The sequence below is a fragment of the Aeromonas sp. S19(2024) genome, assembly GCF_041402625.1.
Lineage (GTDB): Bacteria > Pseudomonadota > Gammaproteobacteria > Enterobacterales > Aeromonadaceae > Aeromonas > Aeromonas caviae.
Window position 1 is genome coordinate 224892 of the sequence record NZ_JBGLQU010000005.1, and the last position, 20856, is coordinate 245747.

Consider the following 20856-nt stretch of genomic DNA (forward strand, 5'->3'; position numbering starts at 1 on the left):
ACGCGTGCGCAAGGATGCAACCATGAAACTCTCTACCCAACTTTTGATCGACGGTCAGTTCGTCACCGGTGACGGCCAGGCCGAGCCCATCCTCAACCCGGCCACCGGGGAGCTCATAGCCTCCGTGCCAGAAGCCTCGTTCGAGCAGGTGAACCGGGCGGTGAACGGCGCCCAGCGCGCCTTCGCCCAGTGGAGCCGCACCACCCCGGCGAGCCGCAGTACCCTGCTGCTGCGCCTGGCCGATGCCATCGAGCGCCACGCCGAGGAGTTTGCGGCCCTCGAATCCCTCAACTGCGGCAAGCCCTATCTGGCGGTGCTCAATGACGAGCTGCCGGCGGTAGTGGACTGCTTCCGCTTCTTCGCCGGCGCTGCCCGCTGCCTGCAGGGGCCGCTGGCGGGGGAGTACATCGAGGGGCACACCAGCATGATCCGCCGCGACCCCATCGGTGTGGTGGGCAGCATCGCCCCCTGGAACTATCCGCTGATGATGGCGGCCTGGAAGATGGCCCCGGTGCTCGCCGCCGGCAATACGGTGGTGCTCAAGCCCTCCGAGCAGACCCCGCTCACCGCCCTGCGCCTGGCGGAGCTGGCCAGCGAGCTCTTCCCCCGCGGCGTCATCAACATCGTCTGCGGCCGGGGCGAGAGCGTGGGGGCGCCGCTGGTGGAGCACCCGCTGGTGCGCATGGTGTCGCTGACCGGTGACATCGCCACTGGCCAGAAGATCCTGCAGAGCGCCGCCCGCACCATGAAGCGCACCCATCTGGAGCTTGGCGGCAAGGCGCCGGTCATCATCTTTGACGATGCAGACTTGGAGGCCGTGGTGGCCGGCATTCGCACCTTCGGCTTCTACAACGCCGGCCAGGATTGCACAGCCGCTTGTCGCATCTATGCCCAGGGCAAGATCTACGACAAGTTTGTCGCCGCCATGACCGAGGCGGTCGCCTCCATCAAGGTCGGTGGTCCGCGCGAGGAGGGGGTGGAGATGGGGCCGCTCATCTCGGACCGGCAGCGCAACCGGGTGGCCAGCTTCGTGGAGCGGGCCCAGAGCAGCGGTCACGTGGAGGTGACGGCGGGGGGCAAGATCCGCCCAGGCAACGGCTTCTTCTTCGAGCCGACCCTGATCGCCCATGCCCGTCAGGAGGATGAAATCGTGCGCCGGGAGGTATTCGGCCCGGTGGTGTCGGTGACCCGCTTCAGCGACGCCGAGCAGGTGGTGCAGTGGGCCAACGACTCGGACTACGGCCTCGCCAGCTCGGTCTGGTCCCGGGATATCGGCCTTGCCAGCAAGGTGGCCAGCCACCTGCAGTACGGCTGCACCTGGATCAACACCCACTTCATGCTCACCTCCGAGATGCCCCACGGCGGCATGAAGATGTCCGGCTACGGCAAGGATCTCTCCCTCTACGCGCTGGAGGACTACACGGTGCCGCGCCACATCATGGTCAAGCTCTAGGCTCCACTCCGTCCCCCTGAAAACAAGATGGCCCCAAGGGGCCATCTTGTTTTGCATCAGGTCTGTGCATCCCTGCAGTGCACCAACGCAGCGTCATCATTCATCCAACCGCGACCCGCATCAACATCATGACAACCGCCACAGCCAGTGGTGATCCAGAATCAGCAGACCAAACAGCAACATCAGGTGATAGATGGAGAAACGGAAGGTGCGCATCGCCTGGCCGGGCCGATCCCCGTACTTCAACAGCCAACCATGCCAGCAGAATCCGAGGTTCAACCCAAGGCTGCCGACCAGGTAGACAAGCCCCGACATGCCGATCAGATAGGGCAGCAGACAGACGAGCGTCAGGATCAGCAGATAGAGCAGGATGGCGGTCTTGGTGAAATCGGTGCCGTGGGTGACGGGCAGCATGGGAATATCGGCACCGGCATAGTCATCGCGCCGGTGGATGGCCAAAGACCAGAAATGGGGCGGCGTCCAGGTAAAGATGATCATCACCAGCAGCCAGGGCTCGGCCGAAAGCTGCCCCGTGATGCTGGTCCAGCCCAAGAGCGGTGGCATGGCTCCCGCCAATCCACCGATGACGATATTCTGCGACGTGGCCCGCTTCAGCAGCAGGGTATAGACGACCGCATAGCCGAACAGGCTGGCCAGGGTTAGCCAGGCAGTCAGGGGATTCACGCCCCAATGGAGCAGAACAAACCCCGACAGTGCCAGACAGATCGCAAAATTCATCGCCTGCCCCGGCGTGATCCGTCCCGTGGCGACCGGGCGCCAGCGCGTTCTGCGCATCCGGGCATCAATGCCGCTATCCAGAGAATGGTTCATGGCCGCCGCCCCGGCAGCGAGCAGTCCAATCCCCGCCAGGCCCAGTATCATCTCGTCCAGAGAGGCGCGCGTCGGCTCGGCCAGCAGCATGCCCACCCAGGCGGTCAGGAGCAGCAGGGCGACCACCTTTGGTTTGGTCAACTGACAATAATCGTGCACCCGGCGGAGGGCGAAGCGCTGTACCCACCCTCTCCCATTCATGTCCGGCTCCTGACCATCCCAGGGGATGGCAAGGGGTCGTGATGAGGCAAAGAGAGGCTCCCGCGCGCCAGCACACAACAGGCCAGCAGGTGGGCGGCCACCAGATTGTGTGCAAGGGCGTTGGCCAGCGGCAGGGCCAGATGGACGTTCGCCAATCCCAAGGCAATCTGCACGGTCAGCAGACCCAGCAACAGCCAGCCAAACCCTCTCAGGGGGGCCCGCTGGCAGAGCAGCGCGAGGGCGAAAGCTCCCACCAGCAAGGCCGTGGTCAGCGCTCCCAGGCGATGGGCGATGTGAATGGTCTGGCGCGCCTCCTTGCCCAGCACGCCGAACTCATAGCTGGCGTGCCCCAGAGGGAGATGAAAGGCTTGCGCCCAATTCAGCTCTGCCTGCCAGTTGCCCTGGCACAAGGGAAACTCCACACACGCCATGGCCGCATAGTTCGCCGACGTCCAGCCCCCCAGCGCGATCTGCAGCAGCAACACGCCACAGGCCATGCTGCCAAGCCAGGAAACGCCCTGGTGTACGGGCGGGGGTGAAGGGAAACCTGCCAACTCGGCCCGATAGAGCCAAAGCAAGGTCAGGATGGCGAAGCCGCCCAGCAGATGAGTGGTCACCACCAGGGGATGCAGGGCCAGGGTCACCGTCCACATACCCAGTGCCGCCTGACCCGCAACCAGCACCAGCAAGATGAGCGAGAGGTGGCGCAGTCGGCCGCCTGTACGCCAGCCCAAGGCGGACAGGAGCACAATCACGCCTCCCAGCACCCCGGCGAAGTAGCGATGCACCATCTCGCTGCGCGCCTTGTGAGGAACAAGCGGGCTGGCCGGATAGCGCTGTGCCGCCAGTTCCGCATGCTCGGCGCGGGGAATGGCCAGAGAACCATAGCAACCTGGCCAATCGGGGCAGGCCAGCCCGGCATCCGTCAACCGGGTATAAGCACCGAGCGCGATGACAAGAACGGCCAGCGCAATGGCCACGGAGGCCAGCCTCTTGTGTATCTTCATATGCCGCCTCGTTGACCGTGCAGTAGCCAGAAGATGCGAGTCCCATGTCGGCTGCATCGTCACTGCACCCCACGCTGATACTTGAGCAGTTGCTGCAGATCCGACAGTACCGCCTTGCCAAGCAACGGCCAGGTCGTCGTGCTGCCGGGCACCTCGTAACGCAAGATGACCAGCCCGCGGTCGTCCACCAGCAGTATATCCCCCTCTCTCATTTCACTGTTTGTCTCGTGAGGTGGCGTCAACTGGACCAGTTCCAGCTTGTCCAGGTTGCGGCCAAGTGCAGCCTGGATGCGCGCCATCAGCACAGGGACCTGCCGGCATTGCCCCTCACAGCGAGGGGCCACCAGATAGACCAGTCGCCATTGGTGCTGATGGGCAGGAAGCGGTTGCAACAGGTAGATCTCCTGGTGCAGCCAGTGCCCCTTGCTGCGCGTGCCGGGTTCATACCAGCCCTGGTGAAGAGTCAGAGCCGCCAGCACCACAGGCAGCAGGATCACCGCAGCAAAGAGCGCTGGCACCCTCCAGCGTCGCCATCCGCTCATGGGGAGCACCTCCTTGTCAGCATGACCCCCCCTGACAGAACCACCAGCGCCAAGCCGAGCCATTGCACCGCATAGGCCCGGTGTTTTTCAGGAGGCATGACATTGTGCTGGTAGTGATAGAGGAATGGGGTTCGTCTTTGATACAACACGGCGTCTGCAAGCGGGGCTCCAATTGCCTGTCGCAGGGTCTCGACCCTGATGGATTGCAGCCGGTTCGGGTAGGGGCCTGGTTCTATGTTCTGTCCCAGCAGGAAGCCGCCGGGAGCCATGCGCAGCACACCTTCAAGGGTCATTGCGGCGGGGATGGCGGGATTGGGCAATTGCGACCTGTCGGATGGTGCGGGCGCCCATCCCAGGTTGACCAGCAACAGTGAGGATCCCCCCTCTGCGCGTACCGGGATGAGCACGTCATAGCCAACCTCCCCGTTGACGATCTGGTTGTCCAGCAACCAGACATAAGGGCTGACCCACTCGGCTTTCCCTTGCAGAGGCTGGCCATCCAGTGACTCCGGGTGTTGCCAGTCGATCTGGGCCAATGTCCTTGGCCCGGCCTGCTGCATCTTTGCCATCTGCGCCAGCCAGGCCGTTTTTTCCATTCCGCGCTGCCACTGCCAGAACGCCAGCTTGCACAAACCGGCCGTCACCACCAGAGTGAACAACAAGACGAACCAGCGTCTGTGATGCCATGGTCGTCGCTTGTCTCGTGCAGCCGAATCGCGCATATCGAGGAGGATCCCAAGATGTTGATCAAGGTCGTTCTGGTACTCATGCTGCTGCTCATCATCGGCCAGCTGTTTCACGCCCTCTGGCTGATGCTCAGTGCAGGCAATACGCAAAAGATGTCGGTACCTCTGGGCCGGCGCGTCTTCTTCTCCCTGCTGGTGGTCATCATACTGCTGCTCTCTCTCGCGATGGGCTGGCTGGAACCCAACCCGCGCCCCTACTGAGCACGGCATCAAAGCAGGTAGACAAAGACGAACAGACAGAGCCAGACCACATCGACGAAGTGCCAGTACCAGGCCGCAGCTTGGAAAGCGAAATGACGCTGTGGGGTGAAATGATCCCTCAACATGATGCGCAGCCAGATGATGGTCAGGAAAAGGGTGCCCAGCAGCACGTGCAGTCCATGGAACCCGGTCAGAATGAAGAAGGTATTGCCATAGATGCCGGAATCCAGCCGCAGCCCGAGATCCCGATAGGCATGCAGATACTCATAACCTTGAAACCACAGGAATGTCAGCCCGAGCACCACGGTGGCCAGCAACATCCCCTTGAGCCGCATCCGTCTGCCGTTTTCCAGACTCATGTGTGCAAACAGCAGGGTCACGGAGGATCCGAGCAGGATCAAGGTATTGATAAGGGGGATCCCCTGCCAGGGCATGGCCTGGGTCGTGGCCCCGCCGGGCGTCTTGAGCAGGGGCCAGTGAGCGGTGAAATCCGGCCACAGCAGCTGGCCCGTCATCACCCTGTGGCCCGCACCATCCAGCCAGGGCACCGCAAGCTGGCGTGCATAGAACAGCACTCCGAAAAAAGCCAGAAAGAACATCACTTCAGAGAAGATGAACCAGACCATGCCCTGCCTGAAGGATCTGTCCATCTGGGCGCTGTAGAGCCCGGTCATGGACTCCCGGATGATGTGACGGAACCAGCCAAACAACATGAATGCCAGCAGGGCGACACCGGCCATCATCAGATACCGGCCGAAACCGGTCTGCCCACTCGCCACTTCATTGACCAGATGTCCCGCCCCCAACGCCAGGAAAAACAGTGCAATGGCACCAATGATGGGCCAGCGACTCTGGTCCGGGACATAATAGGTCTGGTTCACCTTGGCCATGGTCATTTCCTCTGTGCGAGTGCCGGTGCAGGTACGGACTCCGTGATGTCATAGAGCGAGTAGGAAAGCGTGATGGTATTGATGCTGCCCGGTAGTGCCGGATCGATATAGAACTTGAGCGGCATCAGCTTGCTCTGCCCTGCCCTCAGCTCCTGGCGATTGAAGCAGAAACACTCCACTTTCTTCAGGTAGGCTGCGGCGGGACCGGGAGAGACCGACGGGACCGCCTGACCCACCATGGTCCGCTCCGTGGGATTGAACACCCGAAAGTTGACCATCTTCACCTCCCCCGGCCGCACCGACAGCCGAGTAGTCTCACCGCTGAACTCCCACGGCATCCGGGTATCCGCATGAGCAAGAAACTCGATCTGGATGCTCCGCTTGCTGTCGATCACCGCCCGCTCCGTACTGGCCGCTTGATCAGACGTCTTGCCATTGAGGCCGGTGATCCGGCAGAAGACGTCATAAAGCGGCACCAGCGCAAAGGCAAAACCAAACATGACGAGCACGACCAGAGCCAGTTTTCTGAGCAAGGGGGCATGACTGACCTGGGTCATATGACCTCCCTAACGCTCTTCCGACCGGATATCCGGCGGAGTCTGGAAACTGTGATAGGGAGGGGGAGAAGAGAGCGTCCATTCCAGCCCCTCGGCCCCCTCCCATACCCGATCGCTCGCCTTGGCTCCGCCTCTGATGCATTTGACCACGCCCCAGACAAACAGCAGCTGAGACAGGCCGAAGGCAAAGCCCCCCAGGCTGATCAGCATGTTGAAGTCGGCAAATTGCAGGGCGTAATCGGGAATGCGGCGAGGCATGCCCGCCAGCCCGACAAAATGCATGGGGAAAAACAGCACATTGACCGAGACGAGCGAACACCAGAAATGCCATTGGCCGAGCCGCTCGTCATACATGTGCCCCGTCCATTTCGGCAACCAGTAGTAGGCCGCAGCCAGGATCGAGAAGACGGCACCGGTCACCAGCACATAGTGGAAATGGGCCACTACGAAATAGGTGTCGTGATACTGAAAATCAGCCGGCGTCATGGCCAGCATCAGCCCGGAGAAACCGCCAATGGTGAACAGAGTGATGAAGGCGATGGCAAACAGCATGGGGGTCTCGAATGTCAGAGAACCACGCCACATGGTGGCAAGCCAGTTGAATACCTTTACCCCTGTCGGCACCGCGATCAGCATGGTGGTGTACATGAAGAACAGCTCCGCCACCACGGGCAATCCGGTGGTGAACATGTGGTGCGCCCAGACCATGAAGGAGAGCAAGGCGATGCTGCTGGTGGCATAGACCATGGAGCGATAACCGAACAGCTTCTTGCGGGAGAAGGTCGGAATGATGCTGGAGACGATGCCGAAAGCCGGCAATATCATGATGTAGACTTCCGGGTGCCCGAAGAACCAGAAAATGTGCTGAAACAGGACAGGATCCCCCCCACCGGCCGCATCGAAGAAACTGGTCCCGAAATACTTGTCCGTCAGCACCATGGTCACCGCAGCCGCCAGCACCGGCATGACAGCGATGAGCAGAAACGCCGTGATGAGCCAGGTCCAGACAAACAGCGGCATCTGCATCCAACCCATGCCCGGCGCCCGCAGGTTGAAGATGGTCACGATGACGTTGATGGCCCCCATGATGGAGGAGATCCCCATGATGTGAATGGCAAAGACGAACAGGGCCGTGCTGTTGCCGCTGTACTGGGTGGACAGGGGGGCATAGAAGGTCCAGCCAGAACTGGGGCCGCCTCCCTCCATAAACAGGCTCGACAGGAGGATGAGGAAAGCAAACGGCAGGATCCAGAAGCTCCAGTTGTTCATGCGGGGCAACGCCATGTCAGGGGCCCCAATCATGATGGGGATCAGCCAGTTGGCGAGGCCGGTGAAGGCGGGCATGACGGCACCAAAGACCATGATAAGGCCGTGTACCGTGGTCATCTGGTTGAAAAACAGGGGTTCCACCAGTTGCAGTCCGGGCTGGAACAGTTCTGCCCGGATCACCATGGCCATGGCGCCACCGGTAAAGAACATGGTGAGGGCAAAGCACAGATAGAGAGTACCGATGTCCTTGTGATTGGTGGTGTAGAGCCAGCGCCTCAGACCGGCCGCTGGCTGGTGGACATGTTCGCTGTGCGGGGTATCCGTGATTCCATCACTCATGCCGACGCCTCACTTGTCCTTGTCCGGATTGGCCGGGTTGAGAAGGGACTGCACCTCGGCTGGCTGCACAAGGTCGCCGGTCTTGTTATCCCAGGCATTGCGTTCATAGGTGATGACGGCGGCCAGTTCCTGCGCCGTCAACTGTTTGCCAAAAGGCTGCATCGCCGTGCCGCTCTTGCCATGCAGGACGATGTCCAGATGCTGGGCCCGATGTTCCGCCTGTGTGGTCACCTTGCTGCCATTGAGCGCCGGGAAGATGCCCGGTAATCCGGTACCCGCGGGCTGATGACAGGCCGCACAGTGCCCCAGATAGACTTTCTCCCCCTGCGCCATGGCTTGTGGCAACGTCATGGTCTCCGCTGCCTGCGCCTGTTGCTGTGCCTTGGCAGTTGCCTGCTCGTCTTCCTTTCTGGCAATCCACGTCTCGAACTCCTCTGCGGATTTGGCCACCACAACCACGGGCATGAAACCGTGATCCTTCCCGCACAGCTCGGCGCACTGCCCACGATAGGTGCCCGGCTTGTCGATCCGCGTCCAGGACTCGTTGATGTAGCCAGGATTGGCATCTTTTTTCACGGCGAAGGCGGGAACCCACCAGGAGTGAATGACATCGTCCGAGGTCATCAGGAAACGGATCTTCTTGCCGACCGGCAATACCAGAGGGTTATCCACCTCCAGCAGATAATTGCCGCCCTTGGGGGCATCACCGGAGATCTGCTGTTTGCTGGTCGCCAGCAGGGAATAAAACGCCACCGGATACTCGAGGTATTTATAATGCCATTTCCATTGCGAGCCCGTGACGAGGACGGTGAGATCGGCCTTGGAGGTATCCTCCATCTTCAACAGGGTCGAGGTTGCCGGTGCCGCCATCGCGATCAGTATCAACACGGGGATGGCCGTCCACAGCAACTCGATGCGGGTGCTTTCGTGAAACTGGGCGGCTTTGGCACCGCGCGATTTTCGATGGTGCACGATGGACCAGAACATGATGCCGAAGACGAGCAGACCGATGACGCAACAGATATAGAAAATCGTCATGTGCAGGTCATAGACCTGCTGGCTGATGGCGGTCGCCCCGCGCGTCATGTTGAACCGGATCTCATTGGCAAAGGCGCTGCTGCTGATGAACCACATCATCATTCCGGCACCTGCCTGAGCTGCATCGTTTCTCACATTGCACTCCCTGTGCACGTTGGAGAAGATGGCCTGCATTCAATACGACCAACGCTAACCATCTGAAAATAATGCATTTATTAAAATTCATTTCACATTCAAGTATTAGTCCATATTCAGAAAAAACCAAAATGCAGACAGCCCTGACCAGGCTCATCAGAGCAGTGGCAATGGGCAAAACGCGAGCAGGGAAGAGGGAGAAACGGGTCCCGGGGTGGCCGCGCCTTGAACGGAGAGAGCTTCAGCCATGGTGAGTCGAATCGATGTGCAGAACCCGGAGGGCCCATTGGTTCCTCCCGGGCTCCGTGGTTTTCTGCCGTGCCAGAGGCGGGGTCAGCCCGCTGGTGCTTGCTGAGCCAGCAGTCTGGCCAGCAGGGAGCGCAATGCTTTTATCAGGGCGGGTTTGCCCGCGACACCCTGTCGGGCAGCCAACTCTGACCAGGGCGCATATTGCCAGATGGTGGCGATCAGCAACCGTCGTTCATCCTGACTCAACGCATCCAGCATCATCACTTGCCGGAGCAGCCAGCGTTGCAGTGTCGCCTGGCACAATTCGAATGGCTTGTGATGGTGGGCAAAGCAATCGAGTTCCCGATGCTCGAATTCATCCAGATCCGGCACATGAGTGACAGGTCCGCCTCTGAGGGATAGCCAGACCAGTTCGGTATCCAGCCTCTTGAGTTCACCCGCCAGCAGGGCCGGCAACTGGCTCATGAAACGCTGTCGCCATTGCGCCAGCTCGGCGTGATATTCCGATTGCAACGGCATCAGCAGCAAAGCTGCATGACTGCCGCTGGCCGCATCGCGCTGCAGACCAAGACGCAGCACCTTCAATCCCGCCTTGAGCCAGAATGGCAGCAGATCTGGACTGGCGGAGAAGGCAGATCCCAGATAATCGACCCCTAATGCCCGATAATGTGAAACCAGCTTGTCCAGCAACCGGGACCCCAGCCCGAGACGATGAAGGGCAGGATGGATGGCGATGCGCATCACCCTGGCATAAGAGCGCTCCCCCGCCGTCACGAAACCGGCGTGGGCCAGCAGCGACTGGGGCAGCAGATGTCCACGAGGGCGCCTTCGTCCGGCCCAGATCGCGTGCGCCAGATCAGGGGGTATCTTGCCCTCCCGCGAGATCAGCGCCACCCCGAGCAACTCCTGTCCCTGCTCCATCAGATGAATGTCGAGATCCGGCCCCTCCAGCAAATACCGCAGATCGCTGGGGCTGGTCTGGTAGTGAGCCAGCACGAGCAGGCCGAACACCCGATTGAGCAGCGCGTCATCACGGGCCAGTTCATCTTGTCCGACCTGGCGCCAGGTCGGTGATGTCGGGGGATGAGGTGCCGATATGTCAGCATTCAGGCCAAGGAGCCGGAAGATCAGAGGCTCCAGCGGATCGCTCAGGCTCCAGCGAATGGGCTCCACCAGGCGCAGCTCCTGCCAATCCGGGGTTTGCTCATCGAGTACCCTCTTGAAGCGCAGATGAAAGCCGCGCCCCGTCCCCTCATAGCCGTGCTCCGTTGTAGCGAAGACAATGCGACGGTGACGGGCCAGCATGGCCTCCAGCAGTGGGGTCGGGATAGCGGCGGCCTCATCCACCAGCAGCAGATCCGCCAGTACGTCTCCTTGAGCCACCCGATCAGGGGACACATAGCTCAGACCGGCCAGCCGCTCAGGCATCTCTGCCAGCGCGCGCTCTGCATGGGCAAAAAGTGTCGCCACTGTAGCGTGGGAAGGGGCCGTCACCGCTATCGTCAAGGCCGGATCCCGACTCAGCAAGTCGGCGCTCGCCAGCCCCAGCACGGCGCTCTTGCCACGACCGCGATCGGCGCTCAGCACCAGGGGGCGGCGGCGATGACCGTGCAGCACGTTGTGGATAGCGGGCAGCGCACGGGCTTGATCCGCGCTCAACGGCCGGTCCCCGTCGAGAGGCTGCCAGGTAAAATCACAAGAGGCAGGCGTCAGATCTCGCGCCGGATCTTCTGCCAGCAACCGTACCAGACGGGAGATGAACCCCTGCCCGGCACGATCGGCCTCCTCTGGCTGGGCGACCAGCCTCTGACGATCAGGGTCTGGGTAGGTCGGCCATACCTCACGCGGCGGGGTCAGCAGAAGCAAGAGCCCCCCAGCCCTCAATGTCCCCGCCAAGGCACCGAATGCATCGGGGTGAAAACCGCTGAAGGCATTGAATACCAGGGTGTCGCACTCCTGACCGAGCCGTTGAAGCGCCTTGGCGGCAGGCTGCGGAGCATGACGCTCAGGACCCTGCCCCAGCCAGAACACCTCTCCCCACAGCAAGGATTCGGCACGAACGATGCAGTCATCCTCCTCCCCTTCCAGCCAGATCAGACGCCGCTCGCCGGCATGAGCGATAGCGTGGCGCAAGGCGAGCAGCTCGGCTGACATCATGGAGCTGGGCTGGCGTCTGGCTTCACACGGGGTTCAAACATGCGCTCCCCCATCTGGTCGATGAAGGTATGGGCCTTTTGCACCATGAAGCGCTCGGCATCCGCCGGGTTGGCAAAGAGATCGGAGCGGATGAAGCGATGGGTCTGTAATTGCCCGTCTATCTCCCTGGTGATGCGACCTGCCAGCCTGTATTGCCCCCCTTCCGCCATGGGCTCGGGATAGATGAGATAGCCCATGTATTCGATGGGCTCAACCTCGGGGCTCTGGGCGATCTCTCCCTTGAACAGGGCATTGAATAGTTTTTTGAACATGTTCGCATCCTCTCTGATAAAGGCATTCTCCCCAAGGGTGGAATCACTGGCAAGCACGGGATCTTATTACCATTCGTTCTTTGCACTACGAACCATTCTCATTTAGATTTCATCTCATTCCAGCATGAGGTCCAGATTATGTACGTGTGTTTGTGCCGCGGCATCACAGATAACCAGATCCGCAAGGCGGTACAGGCAGGCAAGACTGAATTCCGACAGTTGAAACAGTCGCTGGAAGTCGGTGCCCAATGTGGTAAATGTGTGCGCATGGCGATGGAGATCATCGCTACCGAAATCGATAAGATGGAGTCAGAGCAGGCACCGCTCTATTACGAAGTGGCGTAAAACCGCCGACTTCTCATCTTCATCTCTCCTTCTGCCCTCCAGGGGACGACTTTCCCCCATCACGTTATGGTCATGTTTCTGGACTAAGCTCTAGTGATCGTTGCCTAGGCTCGAAAACGAGGAGTAATGTCGATGAAAGGAGATCCCAAAATCATTGCCCACCTCAACAAGGTGCTGGCCAATGAGCTGGTTGCCATCAACCAATACTTCCTGCATGCCCGCATCTATGATGACTGGGGCCTCAAGGGGCTGGGGCACAAGGAGTATCACGAATCCATCGATGAGATGAAACATGCCGACGAGCTGGTCAAGCGGGTGCTGTTTCTGGAAGGGCTGCCCAACTTGCAGGATCTGGGCAAGCTGCGCATCGGTGAGACGGTGGAAGAGATGCTGCGCTGTGACTTGTCTCTGGAGATGGACGCCATCCCCGACCTGAAAGTCGCCATCACCTATGCCGAGTCCGTGCAGGACTACGTCAGCCGCGACCTGTTCCAGGAGATCCTGGAAGATGAAGAGGAGCATGTGGACTGGCTGGAAACCCAGCTCGATCTCATCGCCCGTATCGGTCTGGAAAACTACCAGCAATCCCAGCTCCATGCCGAGTCATCCTGAATCGCGATGACATCAAGAGACAATCCCAACCCGCCCAGGCGGGTTTTTTCATGGCGACAGAGGCAGAGATCTTGCCCAACGATAGGGTAGCCAACCTGGTTGCTGACAAGGCAGGCCAGAGGCTGTCAGGATGGCAGGCGCCAGATTGAACCACCTCCGGGATCACAGTTACGATGCATGGGGCAGCGGCAGGCGCCGCTTTCGATTAGGATACGACCCCATTCCCATCATTTTGCTACGGATGACCTCCATGGAACTGATTGCACGCGAGATGGCGCCCCACAAACGGGTTGCCCTGGTGGCTCACGACAACATGAAAGCCCCTCTGCTGAACTGGGTGCTGCGCCGCAAGGAGGAGCTCAAGCTCCACCATCTCTATGCGACCGGCACCACGGGCACCCTGCTCGGCAAGAAGGCGCAGCTGCCCATTACCTGCCTCTTCTCCGGCCCCATGGGAGGGGATCAGCAGCTCGGCGCCCTCATCGCCGAAGGGAAGATAGACGTGATGATCTTCTTCTGGGATCCCCTCAATCCCGCCGCCCACGATCCTGACGTCAAGGCCCTGCTGCGCCTCGCGGCCGTCTGGAACATCCCGGTCGCCACCAACGAGGCGACGGCGGACTTCATCATGGACAGCCCGCACATGCAGCAGGCATTCAGCGTCCAGGTGCCCGACTACGCCGGCTACCTCAAGGCCAGAACCGAATAAGCAACGCCAGACAGCAAAGAGCCGGAACAGATGTCCGGCTCTTTTCTTTCATGGGGGGGAGAAGGTCAGCGCTGGAGGCTTTTCTGCGCGAATTTGGGCCTGGCATTCATGATCTGCTCCACCTGCTCGTCGCTCATCTTGCCCCGCGACAGTCCCAGAACCTTGTAGGTCAGCAGAGGGCGCGCCGGCAAGGCGATCATCAGGGCGCGGATCTGGTTCTCGTCCTCCTTCTCTCGCGCCGGCTTGCCGTAGGCGTAGGTGAGCACGCCGGCATCCATCAGGTTTTTGACAGCGGGTTCGGTGATCGGCAGGTTTATGACGCTTTTCCGTTGCAGTACGAACTCCCGCAGCACCGCCTTCTCGTTGAAGTCGAGGAAGCCAATCATCTGGGCCAGTTGATCCTGCTGGCGGCGGGACTGCCACTCGTCACAGGCCCACTCCCAGGCGATCAGGAAGCCCTGACTGCAGAAATAGGAGATGGCGATCAACATGCCGACCCCAAGCCAGGCCGCATGAGCCGTGGCCCACTGGCTCACGGCACCTTTCATCAATCCGGCCGGAAACAGCAGGATGATGCTGCAGCAGAGCAGCAGCCAGACCATCAGCCAGTTGAGGCGATTAAGCTGGTAAAAATGTTGGATCCACCGTTTCATCGTTCACCCTTCCCAAGTCAATGTGGACAGTAGCCAACTCGTAGCAATCGCTGTGCCAGCACAAGGATCCCCGTAAAAAGATCAGGATCCCGGACGGGAGAGTCGAGGGGTTGTCACATCCTTTTACAACTTGTCGCGCGGATCATCCTCTGTTGGCCTTGCGCCTCACCGAGCCACTTGGTAAAAAGCCCGCACTGTCACTGGGGAGTAGCAACCCGCCCGAAATCCGGGCAGGGCCCATGTCAACACTCTTGGATCCACAGATCCATGGCATGGGCGGCGATAGCACCTATCGTCCTGCAAGACCTTTGGCCTCGATATGCACGCCAGCCGGGCGAGCCGTATCGGGTCCATCGGTTGTTCTGCTCGCCTGGCGGTTACTCATCATGCTGATCACCCTGCTGTTATTTCTGATCTCTGCCGTCACCATCTATCTGGCCTGCGAATACTTCGTCAACGGCATCGAATGGACCGGCCATCATTTCAAACTGTCCCAAAGTGCCACCGGTTCTCTGCTGGCGGCCCTCGGCACGGCCCTGCCCGAATGCATCGTCACCCTGACCGCCCTGCTGATGGGGGATGCCCCCGCCCAGCAGCAGATAGGCATAGGTGCGGCCCTCGGCGGTCCCCTGGTGCTCTCCACCCTTGGCTATGCCGCCGTTGGCGTGACCCTGCTGCTGTGCCTGGACCATGGGCACAGGGTCATTCATGGTGAGGTGCAGCGCGAAATAGGCCGCGATCAGGTCTGGTTTGCCGGTATCTTCCTGCTGGCCGTGCTGCTTGGCATGGTGGCCTTCACCGGTAAAACCTGGCTGGCCCCCCTGTTCATGCTGATGTACCTCCTCTATGTGCGACGTGAGCTGAAACAGACCGACAGCCACGATGCGGAATTGCCCTCCCCCCTCAAGCTGGATCCGCACGCCAGGATCCCGGCGCTCGGCAAGGTGCTGCTGCAAACCCTGGTGGCGCTCGGTGTGGTGGCGCTGGCGGCCCAGCTGTTCGTTCACCAGCTGGAGAACATGGGCGAGCTGTTCGGTCTCTCTCCGGTGCTGGCGGCCCTGCTGCTGAGCCCGGTGGCCACCGAAATGCCCGAGCTGATGAACGTGCTTATCTGGGTGCGGCAGGGCAAACACCGGCTGGCGCTGGCCAATATCTCCGGCGCCATGATGATCCAGGGCACCATTCCCAAGGCGTTCTGCCTGCTGTTCACCCCCTGGCTGCTGGACAGCACCATGATGGCCTCCTCCCTGGTGACGCTGCTGGCGGTCACGCTGCTGTGGTGGGGGTTCAGTCGGGAGCGGATGACGGCGGGCAGGCTCGCCCTGGTGGGACTGGTTTACCTGGGTTTCTGCGGCTGGCTGATGATGAGCTGAGGGCCGGCCTCTGCCTCTGGCGCAACAAGAAAGGGCAGGATCCTATCCTGCCCTTCATCTCACGGGGTAGTGTCAATCAGACCGATCCGAGGTCTTAGAACTGCTGGAACCAGCGCTGGATCTGGGCCGGATCCTTGCTCTGGGTCAGGGCGAGCATCAGCAGCACCCGCGCCTTCTGCGGGTTGAGGGTCTCGGCGGCGACGAAGCCGTACTTGGCGTCATCGATCTCGGCATCCAGGGTGGTGGAACCGGTCGGCACGCGGGCGGAACGCACCACGCGAATGCCGTCCTTGCTCGCCTTGGCCAGGGTGTCGAACAGGGTGTGGTAGAGGTTGCCGTTGCCCACCCCGGCGCTGACGATGCCGTCAAACTTGGCATCCACCAGGGCCTTGGCCGGCAGGTCCGAGGCGTTGGCGTAGCTGTAGACGATGCCGACCTGGGGCAGCTTGTCGAGCTTGCTCACGTCGAACGGGGTCTTGCTGGTATGCAGACGGGCCGGGCTGCGCTGGTAGTCGATCTTGCCGTTGTGGATGTAGCCGAGCGGGCCGAAGTTGGGGGAGGCGAAGGTCTGCACTCCTGTGGTGTTGGTCTTGGTGACGTCGCGGGCATCCAGCACGGTGTCGTTCATCGCCACCATGACGCCACGTCCCTTTGAGGCGGGGTCGGAGGCAGTCACCACGGCGTTGTAGAGGTTCATGGGGCCGTCGGCGCTCATGGCGGTGGAGGGGCGCATGGCGCCCACCAGCACCACCGGCTTGTCGCTCTTGACGGTCAGATTGAGGAAGTAGGCGGTCTCCTCCATGGTGTCGGTGCCATGGGTGATGACGATGCCGTCCACGTCATCCCTGGCCAGCAGCGCGTTGACGCGCTTGGCGAGCGTGAGCCACACTTCGTCGTTCATGTCCTGGGAGCCGATCTTGACCACCTGCTCACCCTGCACGTCGGCCACGTTTTTCATCTCGGGCACGGCGGCGATCAGCGTTTCGATGGCCACCTTGCCGGCCTCGTAGTTGGACTGTGTGGCAGACTGGCCCGCCCCGGCGATGGTGCCGCCGGTGGCCAGAATGTGCACGCTGGGCAGCGCCATGGCCATGGGGGAGAGGGTCAGGCCGAGTACGGCGGCGATCAGGGTCTTGCGAATGGGAAGGGTCATGCTGCAATCCTTTTGGATGAGGGAATTGCAGCATTTTTATTCTTTTTAAACGGGATTTAAGTGATCATTCTCACCAATAAAAAGAAGTAAACAGAATATTAGTCTGATTTATACCAATTAAGTGATAATCCACTCTACCTGAAAGCCTCTCGCCTCGATCAGGGCGATCAACTCGGCTTTGCTCAGCTCGCTCTCGATGGCTGCCTTGCGGCTGGCAAAGTCGACCGTGGCGGTGCGGACTGCTGGCTGGGCCAGCAGGGCCTTTTGCAGGCTGGCAGCGCAACCGCCGCAGGACATGCCGGTAACGGTGAGTTCGATGGTCATGGGCTCTCTCCTCTGTCGATGTGACATCAGCCTAAAGCTGCCGCCTCCGGCAAGGTCAAGGGCGAATGCCGATCCCGTCAACCCCGGGTCGTGCATCATGGCGGCGCCCCATCACCCCATCAGTCCCAGGTAGTTCATCAGGGCGGCCCCCAGGCTGGTGGTGACGAGCGAGCCCAGGGTGGTGGTGGCGATGATGTTGGCCGCCAGGGCGCTGTCCCCCCCCATGGCGCGGGTCATCACATAGCTGGCTGCGGCGGTGGGGGTAGAGCTGATGAGAAACAGGATGCCGAGGGCCTGAGGGCTGAAACCGAGCGCCCAGGCCCCCAGCACCAGCAGCACGGGGATGCAGCACAACCGGTTGACCGTGGCCCAGCCGGTCAGCATGGCGCCGCCGCGCAGGGCCTTGAGGTTGAGGCTGGCGCCGGTGCAGAGCAGGGCCAGCGGCAGGGTCATGTTGGCGAAATAGTTGCCCGTGCTGATGACCAGCTGGGGCAGTTCGATGCCGAGCAGACCGAAGGGCAGGGCCGCCAGAATGGCGATGATGAGGGGGTTTTTGACGATCCCCTTGAGTATGGGGGCGAGCCCCTTTCCGCCCCCCAGGCTGCGGGTCAGGGTGATCACCGCAAGGATGTTGTAGAGCACTGTGATGGAGCCCACCAGCAGGGCGGCGGCCCCTATCCCTTCCGGGCCGTAGGCGTTTTGCACATAGGCCAGCCCCATGATCCCCATGTTGCCGCGAAAGCTGCCCTGCACGAAGATGCCCCGCAATTTCTGCTCGCTGATGAAACGGGCCGCCAGCACCTCCAGCACCAGGAAACCGGCGAGGGTGCCGAGCAGGCCGTAGAGGATGAGCCAGGGGCTCGGCATGGTGGAAAAATCGGTGCGCACCATGCTCAGGAACAAGAGAGCTGGCAGGGTGACCTGGAACACCAGACGGGAGGCGGACTCGACGAAGCTGTCGGGCAAGAGACCCAGCCGCTTGAGCCAGATGCCGAGTACCAGCACCAGACAGATGGGGCCCGTGATGGAGAGAGAGAAGTGCAGACTTGCCAACAGATCCATGATGCGCGTCCTGTGCAACGGCGAAGAAAGTCGCCTGGGAAAGGGCATTCTAACGCCATGGGCTTGTATTCACAGGAGTTAATCACAACAATGTCTGCATCCCGGTTGTCGCCCTCCCCTGTCACGGATCCCCCATGGAAAAGAAACTGACCATCCTCGATATCGCTCGCCTCAGCGGGGTCGGCAAGTCGACCGTCTCCCGGGTGCTCAATCAGGATCCCAAGGTCAATGCCCAGACCAGGGCCAGGGTCGAATCGGTGATCGCCCAGCACGGTTTCGTCCCGAGCAAATCGGCGCGGGCCATGCGCAGCCAGAGCCAGCAGGTGGTCGGCATCGTGGTGTCGCGCCTCGACTCCAGCTCCGAGAACCAGGCGGTGCGCGGCATGCTGGAGACCCTCTACCAGCGTGGCTACGACGCCGTGCTGATGGAGAGCAAGTTCTCCCCCGCCAAGGTGAGCGAGCACCTGGCGGTGCTGGAGCGGCGCGGGGTGGACGGCATCATCCTGTTTGCCTTCAACGATCTGGACTATGCCGCCATGGCGCCGCTCAGGGAGAAACTGGTGCTGATGGCCCGCGAGCGCCCAGGCTTCTCGTCGGTCTGCTTCGACGATGACGGGGCGGTGCGCGCCGTGCTCGCCCACCTCGGGGAGCGTGGCCTGACCGAGGTCGCCTATCTCGGGGTGGAACGCAGCGATCTCACCACGGGGCTGCGTCGGCATCAGGCTTACCTCGACTACTGTCAGGAACAGGGGTGCACACCCCGCAGCGCCCTCGGGGATCTCGGTCTGCAAAGCGGCTATCGGCTCGCGGCCGAGCTGCTCACCCCCACCACCCAGGCCATGGTCTGCGCCAGCGACACCCTGGCCATCGGCGCCGCCAAATACCTGCAGGAGCAGGGTCGCACCGACATCCTGGTGAGCGGCCTTGGCAGCAATCCCATGCTGACTTTCCTCTTTGCCAACACCCTCAGCCTGGATTTCGGCTACAAGGACGCCGGCATCCTGGCCGCCAGACAGCTGCTCGACCAGATTGAAGAGGGGCAGCCCCCCAGAGCAACCATCGCCCCCTGTCAGCCCCTGTAGTCTATCTTTTCCTCCATTCCCGGCGTTTTGCGCTTTTTGTGACCAGCGCCACGAATTGGGAACGTTCCCATTGCCGATGCCAGCCACTGGCTTCATGCTGATTGGGAACGATACCAATAAACGGGCGGTCCTTGGCCAGCCGGTAAAGACACGACCATTATTCATGGAGTCACAGAGGGAAGGCTCATGTCAAAAGTCAACACACAGCATCTGGCGCAGCTGATCGAGCGGATCGGCGGCAAAGAGAACATCACCACTGTCAGCCACTGCCTGACCCGGCTCAGGTTCGTGCTGGCCGATCCGGCCAAGGCCGACCCCAAGGCCATCGAGACCATCCCTTCGGTGAAGGGGAGCTTCACCCAGGGCGGCCAGTTCCAGGTGGTGATCGGCAACGAGGTGGATCAGTGGTACAAGGCGCTCACCCAGGAGATCGGCGTGAGCGGCGGCAGCAAGGAGGCCGCCAAGCAGGCCGCTCGCCACAACATGAACCCGTTGGAGCGCGGCATCTCCCACCTGGCGGAGATATTCGTCCCCCTGCTGCCCGCCATCATCACTGGTGGTCTGATCCTGGGCTTTCGCAACGTCATCGGCGACATCAAGATGTTCGACGACGGCACCCACACCCTCACCGAGATCAGCCAGTTCTGGGCCCAGGTGCACGCCTTCCTCTGGCTGCTGGGTGAAGCCATCTTCCACTTCCTGCCGGTGGGTGTCTGCTGGTCTGCGGTGAGGAAGATGGGCGGCTCCGAGATCCTCGGCATCGTGCTGGGTATCACGCTGGTGTCGCCGCAACTGATGAACGCCTATGGCATCGGCCAGCAGACCCCGGAAGTGTGGGACTTCGGCCTCTTCGTCATCCAGAAGGTGGGGTATCAGGCCCAGGTCATTCCGGCCCTGCTGGCGGGTGTCTTCCTCGCCTGGGTGGAGACCAGCCTCAAGCGCATCATCCCGGCCTATCTCTACCTGGTGATTGTGCCCTTCATCTCCCTGCTGCTGGCGGTGATCGTGGCCCACGCCCTGATCGGTCCGTTCGGCCGCTGGATTGGTGACGGCGTCGGCTTTGCCGCCAAGGCGGCCATGACGGGTTCGTTTGCCCCCATCGGCGCCGCCCTGTTCGGCTTCCTCTATGCGCCCCTGGTCATCACCGGCATCCACCACACCACCAACGCGGTGGACCTGCAACTGATGCAGAGCATGGGCGGCACCCCCATCTGGCCGCTGATCGCCCTCTCCAACATCGCCCAGGCGTCTGCGGTCGTCGGCATCATCCTGATCAGCCGCAAGGAGAACGAGCGGGAGATCTCGGTTCCGGCCGCCATCTCCGCCTATCTCGGGGTGACCGAGCCGGCCATGTACGGCATCAACCTCAAGTACAAGTTCCCCATGCTGTGCGCCATGGTGGGCTCAAGCTGTGCGGCTCTCATCTGTGGCTTCGCCGGTGTGATGGCCAACGGCATCGGGGTGGGCGGCCTGCCGGGCATCCTCTCCATCCAGCCGCAATACTGGGGCATCTACGCCATCGCCATGCTGGTGGCCATCGTGGTCCCCGCCCTGCTGACCCTGCTGGTCTACAAGCGCCAGCAAGCGGCCGGCAAGCTGGATCTGGCCACGGCCTGA

The 20856-nt window shown here is 61.3% G+C and carries 22 protein-coding genes and 1 riboswitch; of the genes, 8 read left to right on the forward strand and 14 right to left on the reverse strand.

Translation table 11 applies throughout. The features are described 5' to 3' along the window. The first annotated feature begins 22 nt into the window (after positions 1-22). A complete protein-coding gene (locus ACB037_RS12640; protein WP_371175400.1) occupies positions 23-1453 on the forward strand; it encodes a gamma-aminobutyraldehyde dehydrogenase in 1431 nt (476 codons plus the stop codon). Between the two features lie 126 nt (positions 1454-1579). On the opposite strand, the gene cyoE is transcribed toward ACB037_RS12640, so the two are convergent. From cyoE to ACB037_RS12660, 4 genes are read right to left on the reverse strand one after another with little or no spacing between them, the layout of a single operon-like run. Then, positions 1580-2485, reverse strand: coding sequence for a heme o synthase (cyoE, locus tag ACB037_RS12645; protein WP_323956282.1), 906 nt, complete (start codon positions 2483-2485; stop codon positions 1580-1582). Next, complete coding sequence (locus ACB037_RS12650; protein WP_323956281.1) at positions 2482-3492, reverse strand: COX15/CtaA family protein; 1011 nt, start codon at positions 3490-3492, stop codon at positions 2482-2484. Before ACB037_RS12650 ends, cyoE begins: the two co-directional genes overlap by 4 nt. Before the next feature lie 59 nt (positions 3493-3551). Beyond that, positions 3552-4034 (reverse strand): hypothetical protein, encoded by a 483-nt coding sequence (locus tag ACB037_RS12655; RefSeq protein ID WP_134996931.1) that lies wholly within the window; start codon positions 4032-4034, stop codon positions 3552-3554. Continuing rightward, the gene (locus ACB037_RS12660) at positions 4031-4756 is read right to left on the reverse strand and encodes an SURF1 family protein (protein ID WP_371175401.1); all 726 of its coding nucleotides are present in this window, start codon (positions 4754-4756) and stop codon (positions 4031-4033) included. The genes ACB037_RS12655 and ACB037_RS12660 overlap by 4 nt, the downstream gene beginning before the upstream one ends. Positions 4757-4774: 18 nt before the next feature. Between ACB037_RS12660 and ACB037_RS12665 the strand changes: the two genes are divergently transcribed. After that, a complete protein-coding gene (locus ACB037_RS12665; RefSeq protein WP_039039709.1) occupies positions 4775-4981 on the forward strand; it encodes a DUF2909 family protein in 207 nt (68 codons plus the stop codon). 8 nt (positions 4982-4989) lie between these two features. Here the strand turns inward: ACB037_RS12665 and ACB037_RS12670 are convergent, their stop codons facing one another. From ACB037_RS12670 to ACB037_RS12695, 6 genes are all read right to left on the reverse strand, one after another. Next, entirely contained in the window at positions 4990-5871 is an 882-nt protein-coding gene (locus ACB037_RS12670) for a cytochrome c oxidase subunit 3 (RefSeq protein WP_042864889.1), read from the reverse strand. A gap of 2 nt (positions 5872-5873) precedes the next feature. After that, the gene (locus ACB037_RS12675) at positions 5874-6428 is read right to left on the reverse strand and encodes a cytochrome c oxidase assembly protein (RefSeq protein WP_323950866.1); all 555 of its coding nucleotides are present in this window, start codon (positions 6426-6428) and stop codon (positions 5874-5876) included. A 9-nt stretch (positions 6429-6437) separates the two neighbouring features. Further along, positions 6438-8036 (reverse strand): cytochrome c oxidase subunit I, encoded by a 1599-nt coding sequence (gene ctaD / locus ACB037_RS12680; protein WP_045522119.1) that lies wholly within the window; start codon positions 8034-8036, stop codon positions 6438-6440. Between the two features lie 9 nt (positions 8037-8045). Continuing rightward, positions 8046-9248 carry a cytochrome c oxidase subunit II gene (coxB, locus tag ACB037_RS12685; protein WP_371175402.1) on the reverse strand — a complete coding sequence of 401 codons (1203 nt, stop codon included), beginning with the start codon at positions 9246-9248 and terminating at the stop codon, positions 8046-8048. Between the two features lie 294 nt (positions 9249-9542). Next, on the reverse strand, positions 9543-11615 hold the full coding sequence (locus tag ACB037_RS12690) for a tRNA(Met) cytidine acetyltransferase TmcA (protein ID WP_371175403.1): 2073 nt from the start codon (positions 11613-11615) through the stop codon (positions 9543-9545). After that, entirely contained in the window at positions 11612-11926 is a 315-nt protein-coding gene (locus ACB037_RS12695) for an HlyU family transcriptional regulator (RefSeq protein ID WP_041211748.1), read from the reverse strand. Before ACB037_RS12695 ends, ACB037_RS12690 begins: the two co-directional genes overlap by 4 nt. Positions 11927-12064: 138 nt before the next feature. On the opposite strand from ACB037_RS12695, the gene ACB037_RS12700 reads away from it, so the two are divergent. The 3 genes from ACB037_RS12700 to ACB037_RS12710 all read left to right on the forward strand — a co-directional run bounded on the left by ACB037_RS12700 (position 12065) and on the right by ACB037_RS12710 (position 13592). Continuing rightward, positions 12065-12271 (forward strand): bacterioferritin-associated ferredoxin, encoded by a 207-nt coding sequence (locus tag ACB037_RS12700; protein WP_010675777.1) that lies wholly within the window; start codon positions 12065-12067, stop codon positions 12269-12271. A gap of 132 nt (positions 12272-12403) precedes the next feature. Beyond that, entirely contained in the window at positions 12404-12883 is a 480-nt protein-coding gene (gene bfr, locus ACB037_RS12705; protein WP_010675778.1) for a bacterioferritin, read from the forward strand. 250 nt (positions 12884-13133) lie between these two features. Continuing rightward, positions 13134-13592: a methylglyoxal synthase gene (locus ACB037_RS12710; RefSeq protein ID WP_041211864.1), complete on the forward strand. Its 459-nt coding sequence runs from the start codon at positions 13134-13136 to the stop codon at positions 13590-13592. A 65-nt stretch (positions 13593-13657) separates the two neighbouring features. Here the strand turns inward: ACB037_RS12710 and ACB037_RS12715 are convergent, their stop codons facing one another. Continuing rightward, entirely contained in the window at positions 13658-14245 is a 588-nt protein-coding gene (locus tag ACB037_RS12715) for a superinfection exclusion B family protein (protein WP_041213974.1), read from the reverse strand. Between the two features lie 190 nt (positions 14246-14435). Beyond that, positions 14436-14542: riboswitch (yybP-ykoY riboswitch) on the forward strand. Between the two features lie 89 nt (positions 14543-14631). On the opposite strand from ACB037_RS12715, the gene ACB037_RS12720 reads away from it, so the two are divergent. Continuing rightward, a complete protein-coding gene (locus tag ACB037_RS12720) occupies positions 14632-15618 on the forward strand; it encodes a sodium:calcium antiporter (RefSeq protein ID WP_371175404.1) in 987 nt (328 codons plus the stop codon). Between the two features lie 94 nt (positions 15619-15712). On the opposite strand, the gene ansB is transcribed toward ACB037_RS12720, so the two are convergent. The 3 genes from ansB to ACB037_RS12735 all read right to left on the reverse strand — a co-directional run bounded on the left by ansB (position 15713) and on the right by ACB037_RS12735 (position 18157). Beyond that, on the reverse strand, positions 15713-16771 hold the full coding sequence (gene ansB / locus ACB037_RS12725; protein ID WP_010675782.1) for an L-asparaginase 2: 1059 nt from the start codon (positions 16769-16771) through the stop codon (positions 15713-15715). A gap of 117 nt (positions 16772-16888) precedes the next feature. Then, entirely contained in the window at positions 16889-17095 is a 207-nt protein-coding gene (locus ACB037_RS12730) for a heavy-metal-associated domain-containing protein (protein ID WP_041213975.1), read from the reverse strand. 111 nt (positions 17096-17206) lie between these two features. Next, positions 17207-18157 (reverse strand): AEC family transporter, encoded by a 951-nt coding sequence (locus tag ACB037_RS12735; RefSeq protein WP_201888119.1) that lies wholly within the window; start codon positions 18155-18157, stop codon positions 17207-17209. Between the two features lie 134 nt (positions 18158-18291). Here ACB037_RS12735 and treR point away from each other — a divergent pair, with 134 nt between their 5' ends. Both treR and treB read left to right on the forward strand, forming a co-directional pair. After that, the gene (gene treR / locus ACB037_RS12740; RefSeq protein ID WP_371175405.1) at positions 18292-19239 is read left to right on the forward strand and encodes a trehalose operon repressor TreR; all 948 of its coding nucleotides are present in this window, start codon (positions 18292-18294) and stop codon (positions 19237-19239) included. Positions 19240-19425: 186 nt separating this feature from the next. After that, positions 19426-20856 (forward strand): PTS trehalose transporter subunit IIBC, encoded by a 1431-nt coding sequence (gene treB, locus ACB037_RS12745; RefSeq protein WP_124243760.1) that lies wholly within the window; start codon positions 19426-19428, stop codon positions 20854-20856.

Bases quoted from the DNA above. Each gene is read 5' to 3' on its own strand.
- ACB037_RS12640 (WP_371175400.1), top strand. From the start codon at position 23: ATGAAACTCTCTACCCAACTTTTGATCGACGGTCAGTTCGTCACCGGT.
- cyoE (WP_323956282.1), bottom strand. From the start codon at position 2,485: ATGAATGGGAGAGGGTGGGTACAGCGCTTCGCCCTCCGCCGGGTGCAC.
- ACB037_RS12650 (WP_323956281.1), bottom strand. From the start codon at position 3,492: ATGAAGATACACAAGAGGCTGGCCTCCGTGGCCATTGCGCTGGCCGTT.
- ACB037_RS12655 (WP_134996931.1), bottom strand. From the start codon at position 4,034: ATGAGCGGATGGCGACGCTGGAGGGTGCCAGCGCTCTTTGCTGCGGTG.
- ACB037_RS12660 (WP_371175401.1), bottom strand. From the start codon at position 4,756: ATGCGCGATTCGGCTGCACGAGACAAGCGACGACCATGGCATCACAGA.
- ACB037_RS12665 (WP_039039709.1), top strand. From the start codon at position 4,775: ATGTTGATCAAGGTCGTTCTGGTACTCATGCTGCTGCTCATCATCGGC.
- ACB037_RS12670 (WP_042864889.1), bottom strand. From the start codon at position 5,871: ATGGCCAAGGTGAACCAGACCTATTATGTCCCGGACCAGAGTCGCTGG.
- ACB037_RS12675 (WP_323950866.1), bottom strand. From the start codon at position 6,428: ATGACCCAGGTCAGTCATGCCCCCTTGCTCAGAAAACTGGCTCTGGTC.
- ctaD (WP_045522119.1), bottom strand. From the start codon at position 8,036: ATGAGTGATGGAATCACGGATACCCCGCACAGCGAACATGTCCACCAG.
- coxB (WP_371175402.1), bottom strand. From the start codon at position 9,248: ATGCAGGCCATCTTCTCCAACGTGCACAGGGAGTGCAATGTGAGAAAC.
- ACB037_RS12690 (WP_371175403.1), bottom strand. From the start codon at position 11,615: ATGATGTCAGCCGAGCTGCTCGCCTTGCGCCACGCTATCGCTCATGCC.
- ACB037_RS12695 (WP_041211748.1), bottom strand. From the start codon at position 11,926: ATGTTCAAAAAACTATTCAATGCCCTGTTCAAGGGAGAGATCGCCCAG.
- ACB037_RS12700 (WP_010675777.1), top strand. From the start codon at position 12,065: ATGTACGTGTGTTTGTGCCGCGGCATCACAGATAACCAGATCCGCAAG.
- bfr (WP_010675778.1), top strand. From the start codon at position 12,404: ATGAAAGGAGATCCCAAAATCATTGCCCACCTCAACAAGGTGCTGGCC.
- ACB037_RS12710 (WP_041211864.1), top strand. From the start codon at position 13,134: ATGGAACTGATTGCACGCGAGATGGCGCCCCACAAACGGGTTGCCCTG.
- ACB037_RS12715 (WP_041213974.1), bottom strand. From the start codon at position 14,245: ATGAAACGGTGGATCCAACATTTTTACCAGCTTAATCGCCTCAACTGG.
- ACB037_RS12720 (WP_371175404.1), top strand. From the start codon at position 14,632: ATGCTGATCACCCTGCTGTTATTTCTGATCTCTGCCGTCACCATCTAT.
- ansB (WP_010675782.1), bottom strand. From the start codon at position 16,771: ATGACCCTTCCCATTCGCAAGACCCTGATCGCCGCCGTACTCGGCCTG.
- ACB037_RS12730 (WP_041213975.1), bottom strand. From the start codon at position 17,095: ATGACCATCGAACTCACCGTTACCGGCATGTCCTGCGGCGGTTGCGCT.
- ACB037_RS12735 (WP_201888119.1), bottom strand. From the start codon at position 18,157: ATGGATCTGTTGGCAAGTCTGCACTTCTCTCTCTCCATCACGGGCCCC.
- treR (WP_371175405.1), top strand. From the start codon at position 18,292: ATGGAAAAGAAACTGACCATCCTCGATATCGCTCGCCTCAGCGGGGTC.
- treB (WP_124243760.1), top strand. From the start codon at position 19,426: ATGTCAAAAGTCAACACACAGCATCTGGCGCAGCTGATCGAGCGGATC.